The organism is Frankia sp. BMG5.60 (assembly GCF_059428125.1).
Genome location: NZ_CM182091.1, coordinates 5,607,385 through 5,624,106, shown reverse-complemented (window position 1 = coordinate 5,624,106; position 16,722 = coordinate 5,607,385). Strand labels below are relative to the sequence as shown.

At 69.7% G+C, this 16,722-nt stretch carries 11 protein-coding genes and 1 pseudogene; 4 read left to right on the top strand and 8 right to left on the bottom strand.

What is annotated here, in order from left to right:
- Positions 1-253: 253 nt before the first annotated feature.
- From ltrA to AC5R91_RS23020, 3 genes and pseudogenes are all read right to left on the bottom strand, one after another.
- Entirely contained in the window at positions 254-1,840 is a 1,587-nt protein-coding gene (gene ltrA / locus AC5R91_RS23030; RefSeq protein WP_495398036.1) for a group II intron reverse transcriptase/maturase, read from the bottom strand.
- A gap of 914 nt (positions 1,841-2,754) precedes the next feature.
- The gene (locus AC5R91_RS23025; protein WP_495392250.1) at positions 2,755-4,002 is read right to left on the bottom strand and encodes an IS4 family transposase; all 1,248 of its coding nucleotides are present in this window, start codon (positions 4,000-4,002) and stop codon (positions 2,755-2,757) included.
- 87 nt (positions 4,003-4,089) lie between these two features.
- A pseudogene (locus tag AC5R91_RS23020) lies at positions 4,090-4,473 on the bottom strand (polyphosphate kinase 2); the annotation flags it as partial.
- Between the two features lie 330 nt (positions 4,474-4,803).
- Between AC5R91_RS23020 and AC5R91_RS23015 the strand changes: the two are divergent.
- On the top strand, positions 4,804-6,294 hold the full coding sequence (locus AC5R91_RS23015) for a hypothetical protein (RefSeq protein ID WP_495393396.1): 1,491 nt from the start codon (positions 4,804-4,806) through the stop codon (positions 6,292-6,294).
- Between the two features lie 185 nt (positions 6,295-6,479).
- On the opposite strand, the gene AC5R91_RS23010 is transcribed toward AC5R91_RS23015, so the two are convergent.
- Together AC5R91_RS23010 and AC5R91_RS23005 are read right to left on the bottom strand one after the other, a co-directional pair.
- Positions 6,480-7,235 (bottom strand): maleylpyruvate isomerase family mycothiol-dependent enzyme, encoded by a 756-nt coding sequence (locus AC5R91_RS23010; RefSeq protein WP_495393395.1) that lies wholly within the window; start codon positions 7,233-7,235, stop codon positions 6,480-6,482.
- 10 nt (positions 7,236-7,245) lie between these two features.
- Positions 7,246-7,806 carry a hypothetical protein gene (locus tag AC5R91_RS23005; RefSeq protein WP_495393394.1) on the bottom strand — a complete coding sequence of 187 codons (561 nt, stop codon included), beginning with the start codon at positions 7,804-7,806 and terminating at the stop codon, positions 7,246-7,248.
- A gap of 682 nt (positions 7,807-8,488) precedes the next feature.
- On the opposite strand from AC5R91_RS23005, the gene AC5R91_RS23000 reads away from it, so the two are divergent.
- Together AC5R91_RS23000 and AC5R91_RS22995 are read left to right on the top strand one after the other, a co-directional pair.
- Positions 8,489-8,746, top strand: a complete 258-nt coding sequence (locus tag AC5R91_RS23000; protein WP_495393393.1) for a hypothetical protein — start codon at positions 8,489-8,491, stop codon at positions 8,744-8,746.
- A 64-nt stretch (positions 8,747-8,810) separates the two neighbouring features.
- Positions 8,811-9,689: an HAD-IIA family hydrolase gene (locus AC5R91_RS22995; RefSeq protein WP_495393392.1), complete on the top strand. Its 879-nt coding sequence runs from the start codon at positions 8,811-8,813 to the stop codon at positions 9,687-9,689.
- Between the two features lie 85 nt (positions 9,690-9,774).
- Here AC5R91_RS22995 and msrA read toward each other — a convergent pair whose 3' ends face one another.
- From msrA to AC5R91_RS22980, 3 genes are all read right to left on the bottom strand, one after another.
- Positions 9,775-10,440 carry a peptide-methionine (S)-S-oxide reductase MsrA gene (gene msrA / locus AC5R91_RS22990; RefSeq protein ID WP_495393391.1) on the bottom strand — a complete coding sequence of 222 codons (666 nt, stop codon included), beginning with the start codon at positions 10,438-10,440 and terminating at the stop codon, positions 9,775-9,777.
- 148 nt (positions 10,441-10,588) lie between these two features.
- Positions 10,589-11,881, bottom strand: a complete 1,293-nt coding sequence (gene phoH2, locus AC5R91_RS22985) for an RNA 5'-3' helicase PhoH2 (RefSeq protein WP_495393390.1) — start codon at positions 11,879-11,881, stop codon at positions 10,589-10,591.
- 2,038 nt (positions 11,882-13,919) lie between these two features.
- Positions 13,920-15,743, bottom strand: a complete 1,824-nt coding sequence (locus AC5R91_RS22980; protein ID WP_495393389.1) for a phosphoenolpyruvate carboxykinase (GTP) — start codon at positions 15,741-15,743, stop codon at positions 13,920-13,922.
- A gap of 363 nt (positions 15,744-16,106) precedes the next feature.
- Between AC5R91_RS22980 and trhA the strand changes: the two genes are divergently transcribed.
- Positions 16,107-16,721, top strand: a complete 615-nt coding sequence (trhA, locus tag AC5R91_RS22975; protein ID WP_495393388.1) for a PAQR family membrane homeostasis protein TrhA — start codon at positions 16,107-16,109, stop codon at positions 16,719-16,721.
- Position 16,722: the final 1 nt, after the last annotated feature.

The following is a 16,722-nucleotide window of genomic DNA, read 5'->3' as shown; positions in this document are numbered from 1 at the left end:
AATGCGGCGTGGGCAACGACACAGATCCTGGTCAACGGCGTGACGGGCCACGGGTGGGTGCCGAAGAACCGCGGGCAGCGGGAGGTACGGCCACCGCCGGCAGGCCCGTCGACCCGGCGGCGCCACCCGACGGACGGCCGGCGCAGGGCCGCGACCGGCACCGAAAGGGCGGTTGCGCGAGGGCCGTCTCACCCTGATCAGGTGGCACCTGCGCGCCACCCGCGGCGGGCCGCCTGGCCGGTGGACGGCCCGCTCAGCCCCGCACGTAGCGGCGCGGCACCCAGGTCTGGCTGTCGATCGGGGGTCGCTTGTAGGCCTTCTCCTGCCGCGGGGGCAGCACGACGCGGTCATGTGGCACGTCGCCGTACGGCACGACCGACAGCAGATGGCTGATCAGGTTGAGCCGGGCCGTGCGCTTGTCGTCGGCGTCCACCACGTGCCAGGGCGCCTCACGAATGTCGGTGTAGGCGAACATCTCGTCCTTGGCCGCCGCGAAATCCACCCAACGGGCCCGTGCCTGCAGGTCCATCGCCGACAGCTTCCACCGCTTGCCGGGATTGTCGATGCGCTCCTGGAAGCGACGCTCCTGCTCCTCGTCGCTGAGCGACAGCCAGTATTTCACCAGGACAATTCCGGAGCGGACCAGCGCCCGCTCGAGCTGCGGGCAGGTGCGCAGGAAGTCGTCGTATTCGTCGTCGGTGCAGAATCCCATCACCCGCTCGACCCCCGCCCGGTTGTACCAGCTCCGGTCGAACAGCACGATCTCGCCGCCGGCGGGCAGGTGCGCCAGGTATCGCTGGAAGTACCACTGGGTGCGTTCCCGCTCGGTGGGCGTGCCCCGGATGACAGGGTTCATCCACACGGCGATTTCCCCGATGTCCGAGGTGGTACGCAGGTGCAGCCGCCAGCGCCTGACAGTACGGCCCTTGTCTTTCAGGGCCTCCCCGCTCATCGCCGGCAGGAACGCGGTGAACATGCTCCCGCCGTCCTTCGTCGGGGCCTTCCGGGGGCGGAACGTATAGCCCAGGAACGTGAACGACGTCTGTTCATGGTTCTGACGCCGTTTCCGATCCTTGCAGTACACTATTCGCGTCTTGTCGGGATGCACTCGCAGCCCGACACTGGCCAACCTTTCGGTCAGTTCCCCCAGCAGCTGCCTGGCCTGCCGCTCGGTCGCGCAGTGCGCCACAACGTCGTCCGCGAACCTCTCGAACGGGACAGCCGGATACTCCCGGACCATCCACAGGTCCAACGCATAGTGCAAGAACAGATTAGCGAGCACGGGTGACACGGCCGATCCCTGGGGAGTACCGCGATCCCGTTCCACCAGCCTGCCATCGGGCATCCGGATCGGCGCTTTCAGCCACCGCTCCACATACAACACCACCCACTTTTGATCGGTGTTGGCCTTCACCGCCTTGACCACCAGATCATGATCAACCGAATCGAAGAAGCTCTGGATGTCAAGATCGATCACCCAGTTCTTCTCCCAGCACCGCTGGCGGCACTTCTCCACCGCCATCAGCGGCGACCGCCCTGGCCGGTACCCGTACGAGTCCTCATGAAAGATCGACTCGGTACGGGGTTCCAGGTGCCGGGCCACCACTGTCTGTGCGATTCTGTCGGCGACGGTGGGAACACCTAGCATCCTTGTCCCTCCGCCGTGCGGTTTTGGTATCTCGACCGCCCGAACCGGAGGCGGAAAGTAGGTCCCCGAGGACATCCTGTTCCAAATTCGGTACAGGTTGTTCTTCAGATCCTTCTCGAAGTCCTCGACGGACCACCCGTCCACCCCGGCGGCACCCTTGTTGTCCCTGACGTTCTCGTACGCCTCCCACACCAGTCGCTTCGATATATCGAACGGTTTACTTTCCGGATCCAACTTGCCCACTCGTGTCCTCCCAGAAGAATATTCTGGTTGCTCGTCCTCCCGGAGGGAGCCCCTCCGGTTGCTCGTGTGCGCAAACCACAGGTGAGCCGACCCCTTCGCTCCGCTCCCATTACAGAAGCTTCATCACTACTACGAGTCGGTCCGCCAGCGCGCATCGCATCGGTACTCAACGCCTCACGGTTCCCGCCGCTCGACGCACTCCCTCTCGGAGCCACCGTCATCTTTGCCCGGTGGACCCTGTATCGACGCGCGCCTTCTCACGTTCCGTACAGGAGCAGCAGACCAGAATCCCGCCGCCTGCATGCCGGACGCCACCTGGCCAATAGACGGGCACCCGCCAGGCTCATCCCGGAGTCGCATTGACACCCCGGTTTCGACGCCGTTTCCTAAATCTCGACACGTCATCAGCGGTTCACTCACGTTCGGCTTTCTGGTCCCCATCTGACGGCTCTTACACCGCCTTTTCCTCGACGCTCACCACGACAGTCGTCAACTAACGCAGCTCAAGGTGATTTGACATCTCCCCCCGCAGGGCGACGCCGGAGGGCCACAATCCTCCATCTCCTGCACAGCATCACATCGAGTAGTCGCTACCTACCGACCGACTCCTCTCCGTGTTCGTGACGCAACAATGCCACTTCCGCTAAGTTGATCAAGCTGTGACCTGGGGTTTCACCGGGTTGGCGAGTCTGATCGTGGGCGGGGCATGGTGGCGGATGCCGTGCTGGCCGGGTTTCTTGACCGGGTACTGGTTGTGGCGGGCTCGGCGGACGACGTGGGGGTAGGTGCGTTCGCGGCGGGTGTTGAGCCGGGTCGGTCGGGTGATGTCGGTGGCGATCTCGCCTTGGGTGCGTGCCCGCTGGTCAGGGGGAAAAAGCCGGGTCGGTGGCGACCCGGTCCCGGATGATCCTGACAGTGCGCTTGAACTTGATCCGGTCGGGGTCGATCCCGGCGGCGGTCGCGGCCTGGCAGGTCAGCGCGCTGATCGCGTGGTGGGTGAGCAGGTAGCCGTAGATCTCCTGGTAGACGGTGTCGGGGTGCTTCGAGCGCAGGACCTTCCCCGGGCCGCGTAGGTAGGTCTTGAGCTGCCTGTTACCGGTCTCGTGTTCCCAGCGCTGCCGGTAGGCCCCGGCCAGCGCGGACGCGGTCGCGTCGCGTGGGTTGAGGATCGTGGTGAGCAGGGCGATGACCTCGTGTTTCCCGTCGCCGTCCCGGTCGGGCACGTCGTACTCGACGAGACGGGCGTAGCGGGCCTTCGCCGGGTCGAGTACCTCACCGGCGCGGGCCGCGGCGACCAGGGCGTCCCGCGCCTTCCCGGTGATCTTCGGGTTGACCAGGACCGTCAGGTACGAGCCGTCGGACAACGCGCGCAGCGGCGGCAGCCGCAGGCTGGCCTTGACCCGCCACAGCAGTGCCGCGCCGGTGTCCGCGGCCGTGCACCAGTCGGTCCAGGAGTAGAAGTTGCGGTCCGCGAGCAGAAGCCAGCGTTCGGCCAGCCGTGGGTACAGGGTGCGGGCCAGGGCCTGCTCGCTGGCGGGCTTCGCGCCGCCGGCCGGGCCGAGCACGGCCAGCACCGGCGCGTGCGAGGCGCACTCGGACACGGTGAGGGCGCGGACCTTCGGCAGCGCCCCCGGCGCGCCGTCGCGGCCCGCGGGCAGGCCGAACGCGGCGATGTTCTCCGCCGAGGCGGGCGCGTCCCACTCCAGTCCGTCGATACTCATCAGCCGCCACGGGCCGAGGAACGCCCCGACCGTGTCGAGGTCCGCGACCGGCCCGGCGACCTGCGAGAACAGTTCCGCCAGCGGTGCCGCACCGAGCCGCTGGCGGGCTTTGGTCAGCCCGCCCGAGGTCGGTTCCCATCGCGGCCCGACCACGTCGAGATCGTCAAGCGTGGTAGCGAGCCGGCGCGCGACCGCCTCGTAGTCGTCGTCCGCGAACAACGCGAGCGCCATCACGAAGTAGACCGCGACCCGCGGCGGGATCGTCGTGTCGCTGCGCCGGGCACCCGTCCCGGTCGCCTCGATCGCCTCGTCGACCGCATCCCGCGACACGAACGACGTCAGGACCCCCAACGAGATCCAGTCCATCAGCTGGCTACCCGTGTCCGTCACAGCCCACGATCATGCCGCCAACCAGGCAGAACCACCCGAACCGACACACCGCAACCAGTCAAGATCCAAATAGTGGAAGTGGCATTGGGGCGTGCCCAGCGCGACGACCCGGCACTGACGGGCGTTGAGTCGCTCGAGGATGCGTTTGATGGTGCCGCCCTTGCCCGCGGTGTCCCGCCCCTCGAACACCACCACCAGTCGGAATCCGGTATGCCGGATCCATTCCTGCATCCGGACCAGCTCGGTCTGCAGGCCGGCGAGTTCCCTCTCATACTCCTTCCTGGAGACTCGGCGCGGGGTGATTCCCGCCGCGAGGGCCGCCGCGGTCGAGGGATCGGCCGCTGCGATCCCAGCAGTCCCAGCAGTCCCGGCGGGTCCGGCGGCCTGCGGCGACCCGCCGGCGGCGGCCGTCACCCCGCCGCCCTCGTCGGCCCTGTCTCCCGCCGGCCCGCTGCGTCGCCCCTGCGCCATGTCCCCACTCTCCCTGCCACGAACAACCGACCCGACCCGACCCGAACGCCTCTCCCGACCCGAACAACTCACCCGACCCGAACAACTCACCGGACGCCGATCTCCCGATACCGACAGCCCTTCCCCGTGCGGAGCTCGCGCATCGCCGAGACGGGTCCGGGATCGCCATCGCCCCATCGTCGCCGCGACCGGACGCGTGGCCACCCACTCGACGCCGGCCGTACCGGTGCAGAACGACAATTCACTACAGAGCAGGATGTGTACGGGAATCGGGGACGTGGGGAACGGCCGCGCGGGTGGCGACCTCCCCGATTTCGGGGAGGAACGCGGGTGTCGAGGGGACTGCGGCGGGCGGTGGGTGCGGCTCTGGCCGCGGCCGCACTGACGGTCGGGCTCGGGGCGTGCGGCTCCGGTGACGAGGCACCGGCACCGCCGGCGGAGGTAGTGCTGAACCGGGGGCAGGACGCCTCGATGCCGTTCCGGACCGGCGCCGAGGGCGAGGTCCTGCTCGACGTCACCACCGCCGCGCCCGGGGTGTCGTGGGGTTCACCGGGCAGCGAGTCGGCCGTCGTGTCCCTGTTCGTCGACAACACCTACGCCACCGACGTCGTCATCCCCGCCTCGTTCCCGATCAAGCGGAGCCTGGCGCTGGGCCACCTCACCGCCGGCGACCACACCCTGCGAGCGCAGTTCGCCGCCGATCGCTCGCCGCAGGCGGCCGCGTCGGCCCGGCTGACCGGCTTCACCTTCCGGACGGTGACGCCGCAGGACAACGGCTACCAGGCATTGGCGCACGCCCCGGTGGTGTATGGCCGGACGACGCCGCTGCCCACCGTCGGTTCTCCCGGCGCGGGCGCGCCGTCGGCGGCGACCGCGGCGGACCCGCTGGCCGGCGGACCGTTCCAGAACGCGATCACGGACACGCCGCTGCTGGCCTTCCACTCCGAGGCGCCGACGGCGATCTCGGGGCACCGGCTGCTGACCTACTCGATCGTGTGGAGCAACGAGGACGGCGGCACGTCCACCCCGGCGCTGATGGCGCAGTGGGGCCGCACCACCGACATCGAGTGGGCCTATCAGGTGGAGATCGACGCCGCCGGCAACGCGATCCCCGGCAGCGCGGTCATCCAGGGCCCCGACCACACGACGCAGCCCTTCACCGGCCGGTCCGAGGGCGGCCACCCGCTGCTCGGGACCTGCACGCTGAACAACGGCATGTGCCAGAACCCGGCCGACCCGATGCGGTTCGCCCTGTCCGCCGCCGACACCCTCGACCCGAACGCCGACGCCCGCGAGCGGCAGATGGACCGCAACCCGTGGACCTACTGGGTGATGGCGCAGGAGGTCGCCCGCGAGGGCAAGGTCGACGAGAACAAGGCGCCGAACTCCACTACGAAGATCAGCGACCCGCGCAACTACCTCTATCTGATCATCCGTAAGAGCACCGTGGGGCCGCCGAACACGGAGAACAACTGGGTCGGCCTGTCGGTCGGCGTGCGGTTGTCCGGCAACGGCGAAACCTACCGGTCGGCCAAGATCTATCCCCTCTGGGCGATCGAACGGGACACCCCCGCCGCGACCGCCGTAGAGCTACCCCCCGGCACGGTCGCCGAGGACATCTCGACGATCGAGGCCACCCGCGTCGTCGGGGCGGGCATCGACCGCGGGGCCCGGATCACCGTCGACTCGATCGAGCGGGCGTTCCTGCTCGGGCCGGACGGCGTGCCACAGCAGTCGTTCCTCTTCACCCCGGCGAAGGCGACCCTGAGCCAGGCCGCGCCGACCGCGACGCTGTTCCGGCGCCCCCAGGGCGGTTCCTGACCCCAGCGGTCGCCGGCACAGCGGTCGCCGGCACAGAGCGGGGCCCGCACCTGAGTGCCGGCACCCAGGTGCCGGCCCGGCACGCCCCGCCACCCTCAAAGCGTCATCCGGCGCCACACCCGGGTGGCACCACCGTGGTGTAGCCCCGGGCGCTCCGGCGCCGGGCCGCTCGGGCGGTCAGACGGTCAGACGCCGGGATGCAGCGCCGGGAGCAGGGCGACGTCACCGAAGGCGGCGAGACCAGGATCGTCGAACGGCAACCGGCCCCACAGGGCGAGCAGCACGGCGGCGGCGGGGCCACGCAGGGCGGCATCCCCCTTGGCATGCTCCCGGGTCACGGTGACGTCGTTGCCGGCCAGCGCGACCAGCCACTCCCCCTCGACGTCGGTGAGATGGACATGCACGCGGCCGTGAGGCAGTCCGGTGGTGGTAGCGCGGGCGCGCTCGCCGGGCAGCAGGACGGTCAGCAGCTCGTCCACGCCGTCCGCGGCCACCTCCGCCGCGGGTGGGCGGGCGGCGCCGACGGCGTTGTCGGCGTCCCAGCGATGCACGGTGAGCTCCTGGGCGAGGCGGCGGTGCCAGAACCCGGCGACCGGTGGCGCGACCCCGGTGTGGTTCCAGGCCGGCCGGGCGGGATCGGTCTCGCGCAGCACGCGCAGCAGGTCGTCGAGGGAGCGCCGATAGTAGGCGGTCAGTCCCTCGTCGTCGGTGGGCGCGGGCGGATTCGGCGGCGGCGGCTCGGCCGTGCCCCGCGCCACGACGGCGCTGACGCTGTGCAGCAGGCGTCCGACGTGCCGCAGCAGGCGTCGCGAACTCCAACCCGGGCAGGTCGGCACGGGACTGTCGAGATGCTCGCTGGTCGTCGCCAGCAGCGCGACGCCCTCGGCCTCGATGAGCGCGAGATGGTCCACCTGCCCGAGTCTGGCAGGGTGGACGCCCACGGGCGACGTGCTAGTTCGTCGGGACGATCTGCGCCGGCGCGCCGATCTGGGCGGCCAGCCTCGTCCAGTGGCCGTCGGCGGTGTTCAGGGCATCGGTCGTGCGCTGGAGCAGGACCGGCGGGGGCAGGGCGGTGCCGTCGAAGAGGTTCCCGCAGGCGGTGACGGCCTGGGCGTAGGCGGTGGCGCCGTCGGTCCAGGTCTGGCTGGCGGTGACGACGGGCGGCACGCCGAGCGCGCCGATCCGGTCCACGGCCTGGCCGAGCTGGACGCACGCCGGCCTCAGCGCCGTGCCGTCGGACGCCTGGATGTCCGTGCGCACCGCGTTGACGGACGCAACGATCTCGTCGCGGATCCCGGCGGTGGTGGAGTACCAGGTGGCGAGCTGGGACTTCACGTCGATGGTCGGCGGGACCACCGCGCCGGCCTCGGCCTGTGTTCCGCCGCCGCCGACGATCAGGTACACCGCGGTCACCGCGCCGGCGCCGGCCACGCCCAGGATCGCGAGGCCCCGGCGGCGCTCCTGGCGGGACAGTTCCTCCCAGTTGCGGTAATCGTTACGGCGCCGGCGCACTGATCCCCCACATCGCGAGAAGTAATCGACAGAACAGACGCCCGAATCAACCCGGACGTTGCGCCCGGATCGCCGCCGGCCGGACCCGAGACCTCCCCGGCCGATTCCGCTGCCTCCCGGCCAGGTCCGCGACCTCTCCTGCTCTGCCCGCCGCCTCCCGGCCAGGTCCGCGACCTCCCCTGCTCTGCCCGCGACCTCTCCGACCAGGTCCGCTCCCCGCCGGACCGCGCTCGCACCCCCGTCGGACCGCGCTCGCACCCCATCGAGCCCGCGCCGGGCGCCACCCCCGCGCCACCCCGCGGTGGGTCGCCAGCGCACTCGACGACGTTTGTCACATTGTCGATTCGGCCGTGTCCGGACCGCCGCGAACGTATGCCGGGTGAGAACGGCCGTGCACCAGCCAATGCAGACGCGCGTTCCGTGGGCCGCTCACCGGACACCGCCGAGAAAAATTCGGCCGTTTCGGTGGACAAGGCGACGGGAAAGCGCACGATATCGGAGGGGGCCATCCACGGCGTCGGCGTGCATCGTGGCGCATCGCCGGCCCGGCCGGAGGGACCAGCGACGATCATTTCGGCAGAGGCATCCAGCGACGCGAATTTGCGCGCTCGATGCGATGACCTGCCGAACCATGTGTCGCCGTCATGGGTGGCCGCTGAAAAACATGCATAAGGGGGCGTGAATGGTCGAGTGTGGGCCGTACTGGTGGGAATCCACATCCTTGCCGGACGGGGCGGCGGATGACGACGCCGCAGCCTGGGCCGTGGTCGTGCTCGGGGGCTCGGGCGGGCGGGTCCGCGGGGTGGTCGGCCCGTTTCGCACCCCGGGCTACGCGCACAAGTACGCGCACGACGAGGGGTTGCGGGAGTGGCTCGTCGTCCCCGCCCTGTGTCTGACGCTGCCGGCCAGCCAGCAGGCCGCCGGCGTCGCGGTGCTGTGAGACGCCGCTCCCAGTGACCGCCCCTGCCCGCCGGCGGGCCGGGCGGCGGGCAGAATCAGTGGTCATGTCGGAACGGATCATCGAGAACTATCTCATCGACATGGACGGCGTTCTCGTCCACGAGGAACACCCGATTGCCGGGGCGGACGCGTTTATCGCCGGCATCATCGCCTCAGGCCTCGGCTTTCTGGTGCTGACGAACAACTCGATCTACACGGCCCGCGATCTGTCGGCGCGGCTGTCCCGCTCGGGCCTCACGATCCCGCCCGAGCGAATCTGGACCTCCGCGCTCGCCACCGCGCTGTTCCTGCACACGCAGCGGCCGGGCGGCTCGGCGTATGTCGTCGGCGAGGCGGGGCTCACCACGGCGCTGCACGACATCGGATATGTGCTCAGCGACAGCTCGCCGGATTACGTGGTGCTCGGGGAAACCCGGACCTACAGCTTCGAGGCGATCACCCGAGCGGTCCGGCTGGTGCGCGACGGCGCCCGCTTCATCGCGACGAACCCCGATCCGACCGGGCCGTCGGTCGAGGGGCTCCTCCCGGCGACCGGCGCCGTCGCCGCCATGATCACCAAGGCGACCGGGGTCACCCCGTACTTCGTCGGCAAGCCGAACCCGCTGATGATGCGCAGCGCCCTGAACACCCTGTCCGCGCACAGCGAGACGACGGTGGTGATCGGCGACCGGATGGACACCGACGTGGTCGCCGGCCTGGAGGCCGGGATGGACACCGTGCTCGTGCTCTCCGGCATCACGACGCACGCCGACGTCGAGCGCTTCCCCTACCGGCCGACCGCGGTCGTGGACAGCATCGCCCGGGTCCCGGTCGGCCGGGACGTCCACACGATCGACGGGGCACACACCACGCCGCCCCGCCGCCCGACCTCGGCTGCTGCCACCCCCGACGACGCGGAACCACGCCACGCCACCCAGAGCTGACCCCGCGGCCTCAGGCGGCCGTCAGGCTGACCGCGGCGCTCGGCGAAGGCGATGACCGGCCGGTGGCCCGAACCACCGGCCGCTGTCAGCCGTCCGTGGAGGCGACGCCCACCGGGCAGGACACGCCCGTGCCGCCGAGGCCGCAGTAGCCGTAGGGGTTCTTGGCGTCGGACAGGTACTGCTGGTGGTACTCCTCCGCGAGGTAGAACGGGCCCGCCGGGCCGATCTCGGTGGTGATCGGGCCGAAGCCCGCGCCCTGCAGGACCTTCTCGAACCCGTCCCGGCTCGCGCCGGCCGCCGCCGCCTGCGCGTCGGACGTCGTGTAGATCGCCGAGCGGTACTGCGTGCCCACGTCGTTGCCCTGGCGCATGCCCTGGGTCGGGTCGTGCCCCTCCCAGAACACCTTCAGCAACTCGGCGTAGGAGACCTTCGCCGGATCGAACACGACCAGCACCGCTTCGGTATGCCCGGTCTGGCCGGAACACACCTCCTCGTACGTCGGGTTGGGGGTGGATCCGCCGGCGTAGCCGACCGCGGTCGTGTACACGCCGGGCACCCGCCAGAACGCGCGCTCCGCGCCCCAGAAGCAGCCGAGGCCGAACACGGCCGTGTCCAGCCCGTCCGGGAACGGCCCGGTGAACGGGGTACCGAGGACGGTGTGCCGGGAGTCGCCCACGAAAACCGGGCGGTCCCGGCCCGGGAGCGCCTCCTCGGGCGTGGGCAGCGTGGTCTTATGGCGACCGAAGAACATCTGTGCCACCTCCGGTGAGTGTCTCCTCTGACAACCATCCAGAGCGGCCAGGCGTTCCCGCGACCCGCCGGCGCCCAGCCGGATCCGCGGGCCGTTGGGCTGGACCGCGGACCGGGCCGCCACGCGGGCCCGGTCCGGGTGCAGCGTGTCAGAGGACCAGGTCCTCCAGCATCGTGGTCACGAGCGCCGCAATCGGCGAACGCTCCGAGCGGGTGAGCGTGACGTGCGCGAACAGCGGGTGGCCCTTGAGCGTCTCGATGACCGACGCGACCCCGTCATGCCGACCCACCCGCAGGTTGTCGCGCTGCGCCACGTCGTGCGTGAGCACCACCCGGGAGCCCTGCCCCAGCCGGGACAGCACGGTGAGCAGGACTCCACGCTCCAGCGACTGCGCCTCGTCGACGATCACGAAGGCGTCGTGCAGGGACCGCCCGCGGATGTGGGTGAGCGGGAGCACCTCCAGCATCCCCCGGTCGACGACCTCCTCGATCACCTCCTGGGAGACCAGGGCGCCGAGGGTGTCGAACACGGCCTGCGCCCAGGGCGCCATCTTCTCGTTCTCGCTGCCCGGCAGGTAGCCGAGATCCTGCCCGCCGACGGCGTAAAGCGGCCGGAAGACGACGACCCGCCGGTGGGCCCGGCGCTCCATCACCGCCTCCAGACCCGCGCACAGGGCCAACGCCGACTTGCCCGTGCCGGCCCGGCCGCCGAGCGAGACGATGCCGACGTCCGGATCGAGGAGCAGGTCGAGCGCCACCCGCTGTTCCGCGGAACGCCCATGCAGCCCGAAGGCGTCCCGGTCACCGCGCACCAGCCGGACCTGCTTGTCCGCCGTCACCCGGCCGAGCGCCGAGGCGCTGCCCCCCGCCGTGGTGAGCACCAGGCCGGTGTGGCAGGGCAGGTCGGCGGCCTCCAGGATCTCCGTGTACTCGCGGGAGTACAGCCGGTCCAGGTCCTCCTGGGCGACGGTGACCTCCGCCATGCCGGAGAAGCCGGTGTCCACCGGCGACAACGCCTGGTACTCCTCTGCCGGCAGCCCCAGCACCGAGGCCTTGACCCGCAGCGGGAGGTCCTTGGTGACCAGCACGACGTCCGCGCCCTCGCGGGCGAGGTTCATCGCGACACACAGGATCCGCGAGTCGTTCGTGTCCACCCGGAACCCCGGGGGAAGAACAGCCGCATCGGTGTGATTAAGTTCCACCCGAAGCGTTCCCCCACCCGCCAACGGGATGGGCTGGTCGAGGCGACCGTGCCGGATGCGCAGGTCATCCAGCAGGCGCAGGGCCTCCCGGGCGAACCAGCCCAGCTCCGGGTGGTTCCTCTTGCCCTCCAGCTCCCCTATGACGACGAGGGGGAGCACGACATTGTGCTCCGCGAACCGCAGCAGCGCGCCAGGATCAGAAAGCAGCACGCTTGTGTCGACGACATGCGTTCGTGGCACACGCCCACCCGCTTACTCGGAGGTAGTCCGGGACCGACCCCTCCAGGGGCCGGGCACCGGCCTCCTGGTGTAGTCGCGCTTGCGGCACCGAGGGGCCTCCCGAGAGGTCCGACACCACGCCGGACCACGGCTTGAGACGCTAGGGCTCTCACGGTAGCTGCCGCCTCCCAGGATGGCGACCCACTTCGGGCAACACGTTGCGTTAAGAACGGGAAACGTTTTGCCTCCTCGGGCGCCTACCGTGTCCCCTTTGGTGACATAGCGCCCCGATCATGACGCCCCGCACCGGCCCTCCTCCCCAGGGCGCCGGCCAGCACTCACCGACCTTCCCGCGAGTCCCACCACACCCAGACCACAAGATCAATACAGTCGCACCCGAGCAACAACCCTGTCACGCAGCCAGTCCCCACTTCACGCCCGGAGCACCATCCCCCGGAACCCGTCAGAAGTGATTCACCTCCAGCAGTTCCGCTACCCACGCGGCCGGATCGCCATGGCCCACCCGGCCTGCTCCGCCAGCGGCGCGCGGCCAGTGCCGATCGTCCCTCTTGCCACGGTTGCGATCCCTCCAGGGGTGATCAGCGACCGACGCTGTCTCCAGCCACGTGCCGGCCGGCATCGCGTTGCGATCCCGCCAGGGGTGATCAGCGACGCGGCTTGACCCTCGGTGTCGGTGTGACCGAACTGTTGCGATCCCTCTAGGGATGATCAGCGACCCATAGTAAAGGTGCAGGTCAGGAGCGGGGGTGGGGGTCTTGCTGGGCGAGATCTTGCGACGGTTCGGCGATGATGCAACTGCGCAGGTCAGGGCCATGATCCATAAGGGTGTGTCGGCGCCGTGCAGGCGGAGTCCGGTCGGGTTTGCCGGGGCGTCGGCGCCAATCCAGATCGTCGAGGCGTGGAGGTGGGGCTCATCATTCCCGTCCAGGTCAGGCGGAGAGGCAGGGTTCCGCGGAACACCACGATCATCGGACCTGCGGCCGAGCCGAGATCGGACGGGGCACGGTTCCGCGGAACACTGTGATCTTCGACCGCGCGGGCGTAGGACCGGTGGGGTCGGGGCCCGAAAGGGGGGCGGAGACTCGCACGGCGGTGCCACGGGAACCCGGAGCCGCACGGCTGCGGGGCCGCGGGAACCGCGTTGGTCGGCGCGGGCGGAGCGGGCAGCCGGGAGCGGGTAGCGGTCCTCTCCCTCGTGCAGGTGGAAAGACGTCAGAGATGCGGAAATCGGAGAAAGGGGAGCGGAGGGCGTCGGGTGCGGAGGAGCGGAGAACGAGCCAGCGCGACACGGGTGGGCCGTGCGGTCGGCCGGCGCGGTCGACGATGCCATGGTCCCGAGAAGACCAGGCGAGGTTAGGAGGACCTAACCAATCCGGATCTTCGGGCGTGTGTCTCGGGGCGATGATCGGGGACCCGCCGGCTGCCGGGATCAGGTCCGGACCCGGAGCAAGGAATCGGGCGGCTCCGGCCTGGGACCCAGGTAACGTGAGCGCCCTTCCGGGCGCGTATGGGGTGGCCGGAAGTCTTCCGGAAACATGGTCAGGTGGCCCGGCAACATCGGGAAATGTGGATGGAACGACTCGGGTCGGATGGATCGGGCGGCACGGGGCTGGACGGACCGCGATTTCCGGCGGGCGGGCGCCCCGGCATGGTCCGATTTCTCCTGCCGACCGGCTCTCAGGCCCTCTTGACGAAAATCCGCCGACCAGTCGCGGACGTTGCAGGAAATCCCCGCGACGACACGCGCAGGTGCCCGTGGAACATGCGGGCTGCCGGGCACCGCGAGCGGGGAGCGGGCCCGTTTTCCGGTGAATGCGGGCCTGCCGGTCGCGTCATAGCGGACGCAGGAGTGCGTGCGCCGTACACGGAAACCGTGACAGAGCGCAACCAACCGGAGAAGCCGGTCGCGGCGGACTTCCGACGGGGACCGGCTGGGGGACGGACTTCCGACGGGAACCGGCTGGGGGCGGGCATGCGACGGCCCGCGTCGGGCGGGGGGACCGTCCGACGCGGGCCGGGGTGACGCTGGTGTCGCGGGTCAGCCGTCGAGGCGGCTGACCAGGGCCTCGTGCTCGGCCCAGAGAGCGGCGGGGAGCCGGTCGCCGAACGTCTGGTAGTGCTCGGGGATCAGCTCGGCCTCCTGCTTCCAGACGTCGATGTCGACCGTGAGCAGGGCGTCCAGGTCGGCTTCGTCGATCTGGAGGCCTTCGGTCGGCAGGGCGTCCCTGGTCGGCAGGACACCGAGAGGGGTCTCCACGCCGTCGGCGTGACCCTCGAGGCGGCCGACGATCCAGGCCAGGACGCGGCTGTTCTCGCCGAAGCCGGGCCAGAGGAACTTGCCCTCCGGGCTCTTGCGGAACCAGTTCACGTAGTAGATCCGGGGCAGCTTCGCCTGGTCGGCCTTCTGGCCGACCTCAAGCCAGTGGGCGAAGTAGTCGGCCATGTTGTAGCCGCAGAACGGGAGCATCGCGAACGGGTCGCGGCGCAGCTTGCCGATCGCGCCGGCCTGGGCCGCGGTCGTCTCGGAGGCGACGATCGAGCCGAAGAAGACCCCGCGCCGCCAGTCGGGCGCCTCGGTGACCAGCGGAACCGCGGTCGCCCGGCGACCGCCGAACAGAATCGCCGAGATCGGCACGCCCTTCGGGTCCTGCCACTCGGAGGCGATGGTCGGGCACTGCCCGGCGGGGACGGTGAAGCGGGCGTTGGGGTGCGCGGCGGGCTCGGTGGACTCGGGGGTCCAGTCGCGGCCCTTCCAGTCGGTGAGGTGCCCTGGGGCCTGCTTGGTCAGCCCCTCCCACCAGACGTCGCCGTCGTCGGTGCGGGCCACGTTCGTGAAGACCGTGTTGCCCCACAGCGTCTTGATCGCGTTCGGGTTGGTCTGCTCACCCGTGCCGGGGGCGACACCGAAGAAGCCGGCCTCGGGGTTGACGGCGTAGAGCCGGCCGTCCTCACCGAACCGCATCCACGCGATGTCGTCACCGACAGTCTCCGCCTTCCACCCGGGAAGGGTGGGAATGAGCATCGCGAGGTTGGTCTTTCCACAGGCCGACGGGAAGGCCGCGGCAATGTAGTGAACCTTGCCCGCGGGCGACGTCAGCTTGAGGATGAGCATGTGCTCGGCGAGCCAGCCCTCGTCGCGCGCCATGACGGACGCGATGCGCAGTGCGTAGCATTTCTTGCCGAGAAGTGCGTTACCACCATAACCCGATCCATAGGACCAGATCTCGCGGGTCTCCGGGAAGTGGGTGATGTACTTCGTCGTGTTGCACGGCCACGGAACGTCGGCCGCACCGGACTCCAACGGGGCGCCCAGTGAATGGACCGCCGGAACAAAGAAGCCGTCTTCACCGAGCTGTTCCAGCGCGTCGGCACCCATACGGGTCATGGTGCGCATGGAAATGACGACGTAGGGCGAGTCGGTGATTTCGACCCCGAGGGCCGAGATATGCGATCCGAGGGGACCCATGCAGAATGGCACGACATACATCGTGCGACCGCGCATGGAGCCCTCGAACAGGCCCTGGAGCTTGACCCGCATCTCCGCCGGGTCCATCCAGTTGTTCGTGGGGCCGGCGTCCTCGGCCTTCTCGGAGCAGATGTAGGTGCGATCCTCGACCCGGGCCACGTCGCTGGGGTCCGAGGCGGCGTAAAAGCTGTTGGGACGCTTTTCGTCGTTCAGTCGGACCAGGGTCCCCTTCTCGATCAGGAGGCTGGTCAGCCGGTCGAACTCGGCCTCCGATCCGTCGCACCACTCAACCCGTTCCGGCTGGGTGAGTTCGGCGATCTCACGCACCCAGGCGACCAGCCTGGCGTGCTTCGTGGGGGCCGCTTCCAGCCCCGGAATCTGTGCCGCGGTCGTCACAGCTCACACCTCCGGTCGAGTCGAACCCGCCACGCTCTCGCCCCGTATGCAGGTGCCGACTTCAGTACTCGAACGTATTCGTTCACGCGCTGACAAAACCCGCGGTACAGGGGCAGTTCGAGGCCGCGTTCAGGATCATTAGACTGTACCGCGCGTTCCCCCCGCAGTCGCGCGATAGCGAGTGGACAGAAGCGTCGGATCCATCACGCACCGGTACGGACGGACCGCCGCCGGGTGACTCCGTCTCGTGGCTGCCGGAAGCCTCGGGTTATCGTCCTCGACGTGGCTTCCCTCACGCAGCAGCCCGCCGGGCCTCCGCAGGCGGACGGCCCCGCCCACCCCCGTGACCTGGTGCGACCACGCATGCGAGGTTGGCTACATGCCGGGGCATTCCCCGTAAGCCTTGCACTGGGTCTCCTTGCCGTGGCGCTGGCCACCACGCTCCGTGCCCGACTGGGGATCGCGATATACGCGCTGAGTATTGCGGCGCTGTTCGGAACGAGCGCGCTCTACCATCGCACGGTGTGGTCGACGTCACGTGCTCGATCACGCATGAAACGTCTCGACCATTCAATGATCTTTGTTTTCATCGCCGGGACTTATACCCCATTTGCCCTCCTTGCGATGCCGGAGCGCACGGCTCGTGTGGTCCTGGCCGTGGTCTGGGGCGGAGCGGCGCTCGGCGTGACCATCCGGATGCTGTGGCTGCACTCCCCGCGGTACCTGACCGTACCGCTGTACATCGCCCTCGGCTGGGTGGCCGTCTTCGTCATCCCGGAGCTCGCCCACCGGGCCGGGATCGCCTCGATGGTCCTGCTGCTGGTCGGCGGCGTCTGTTACAGCCTTGGTGCCGTCGTCTACGCCGCGCGGCGACCGGACCCGGCCCCGGCGACCTTCGGCTACCACGAGGTGTTCCACGCCTTCACCCTCGTCGCCGCGACCTGCCACTACATCGCCCTGATGTTCGCGATCCACTAGG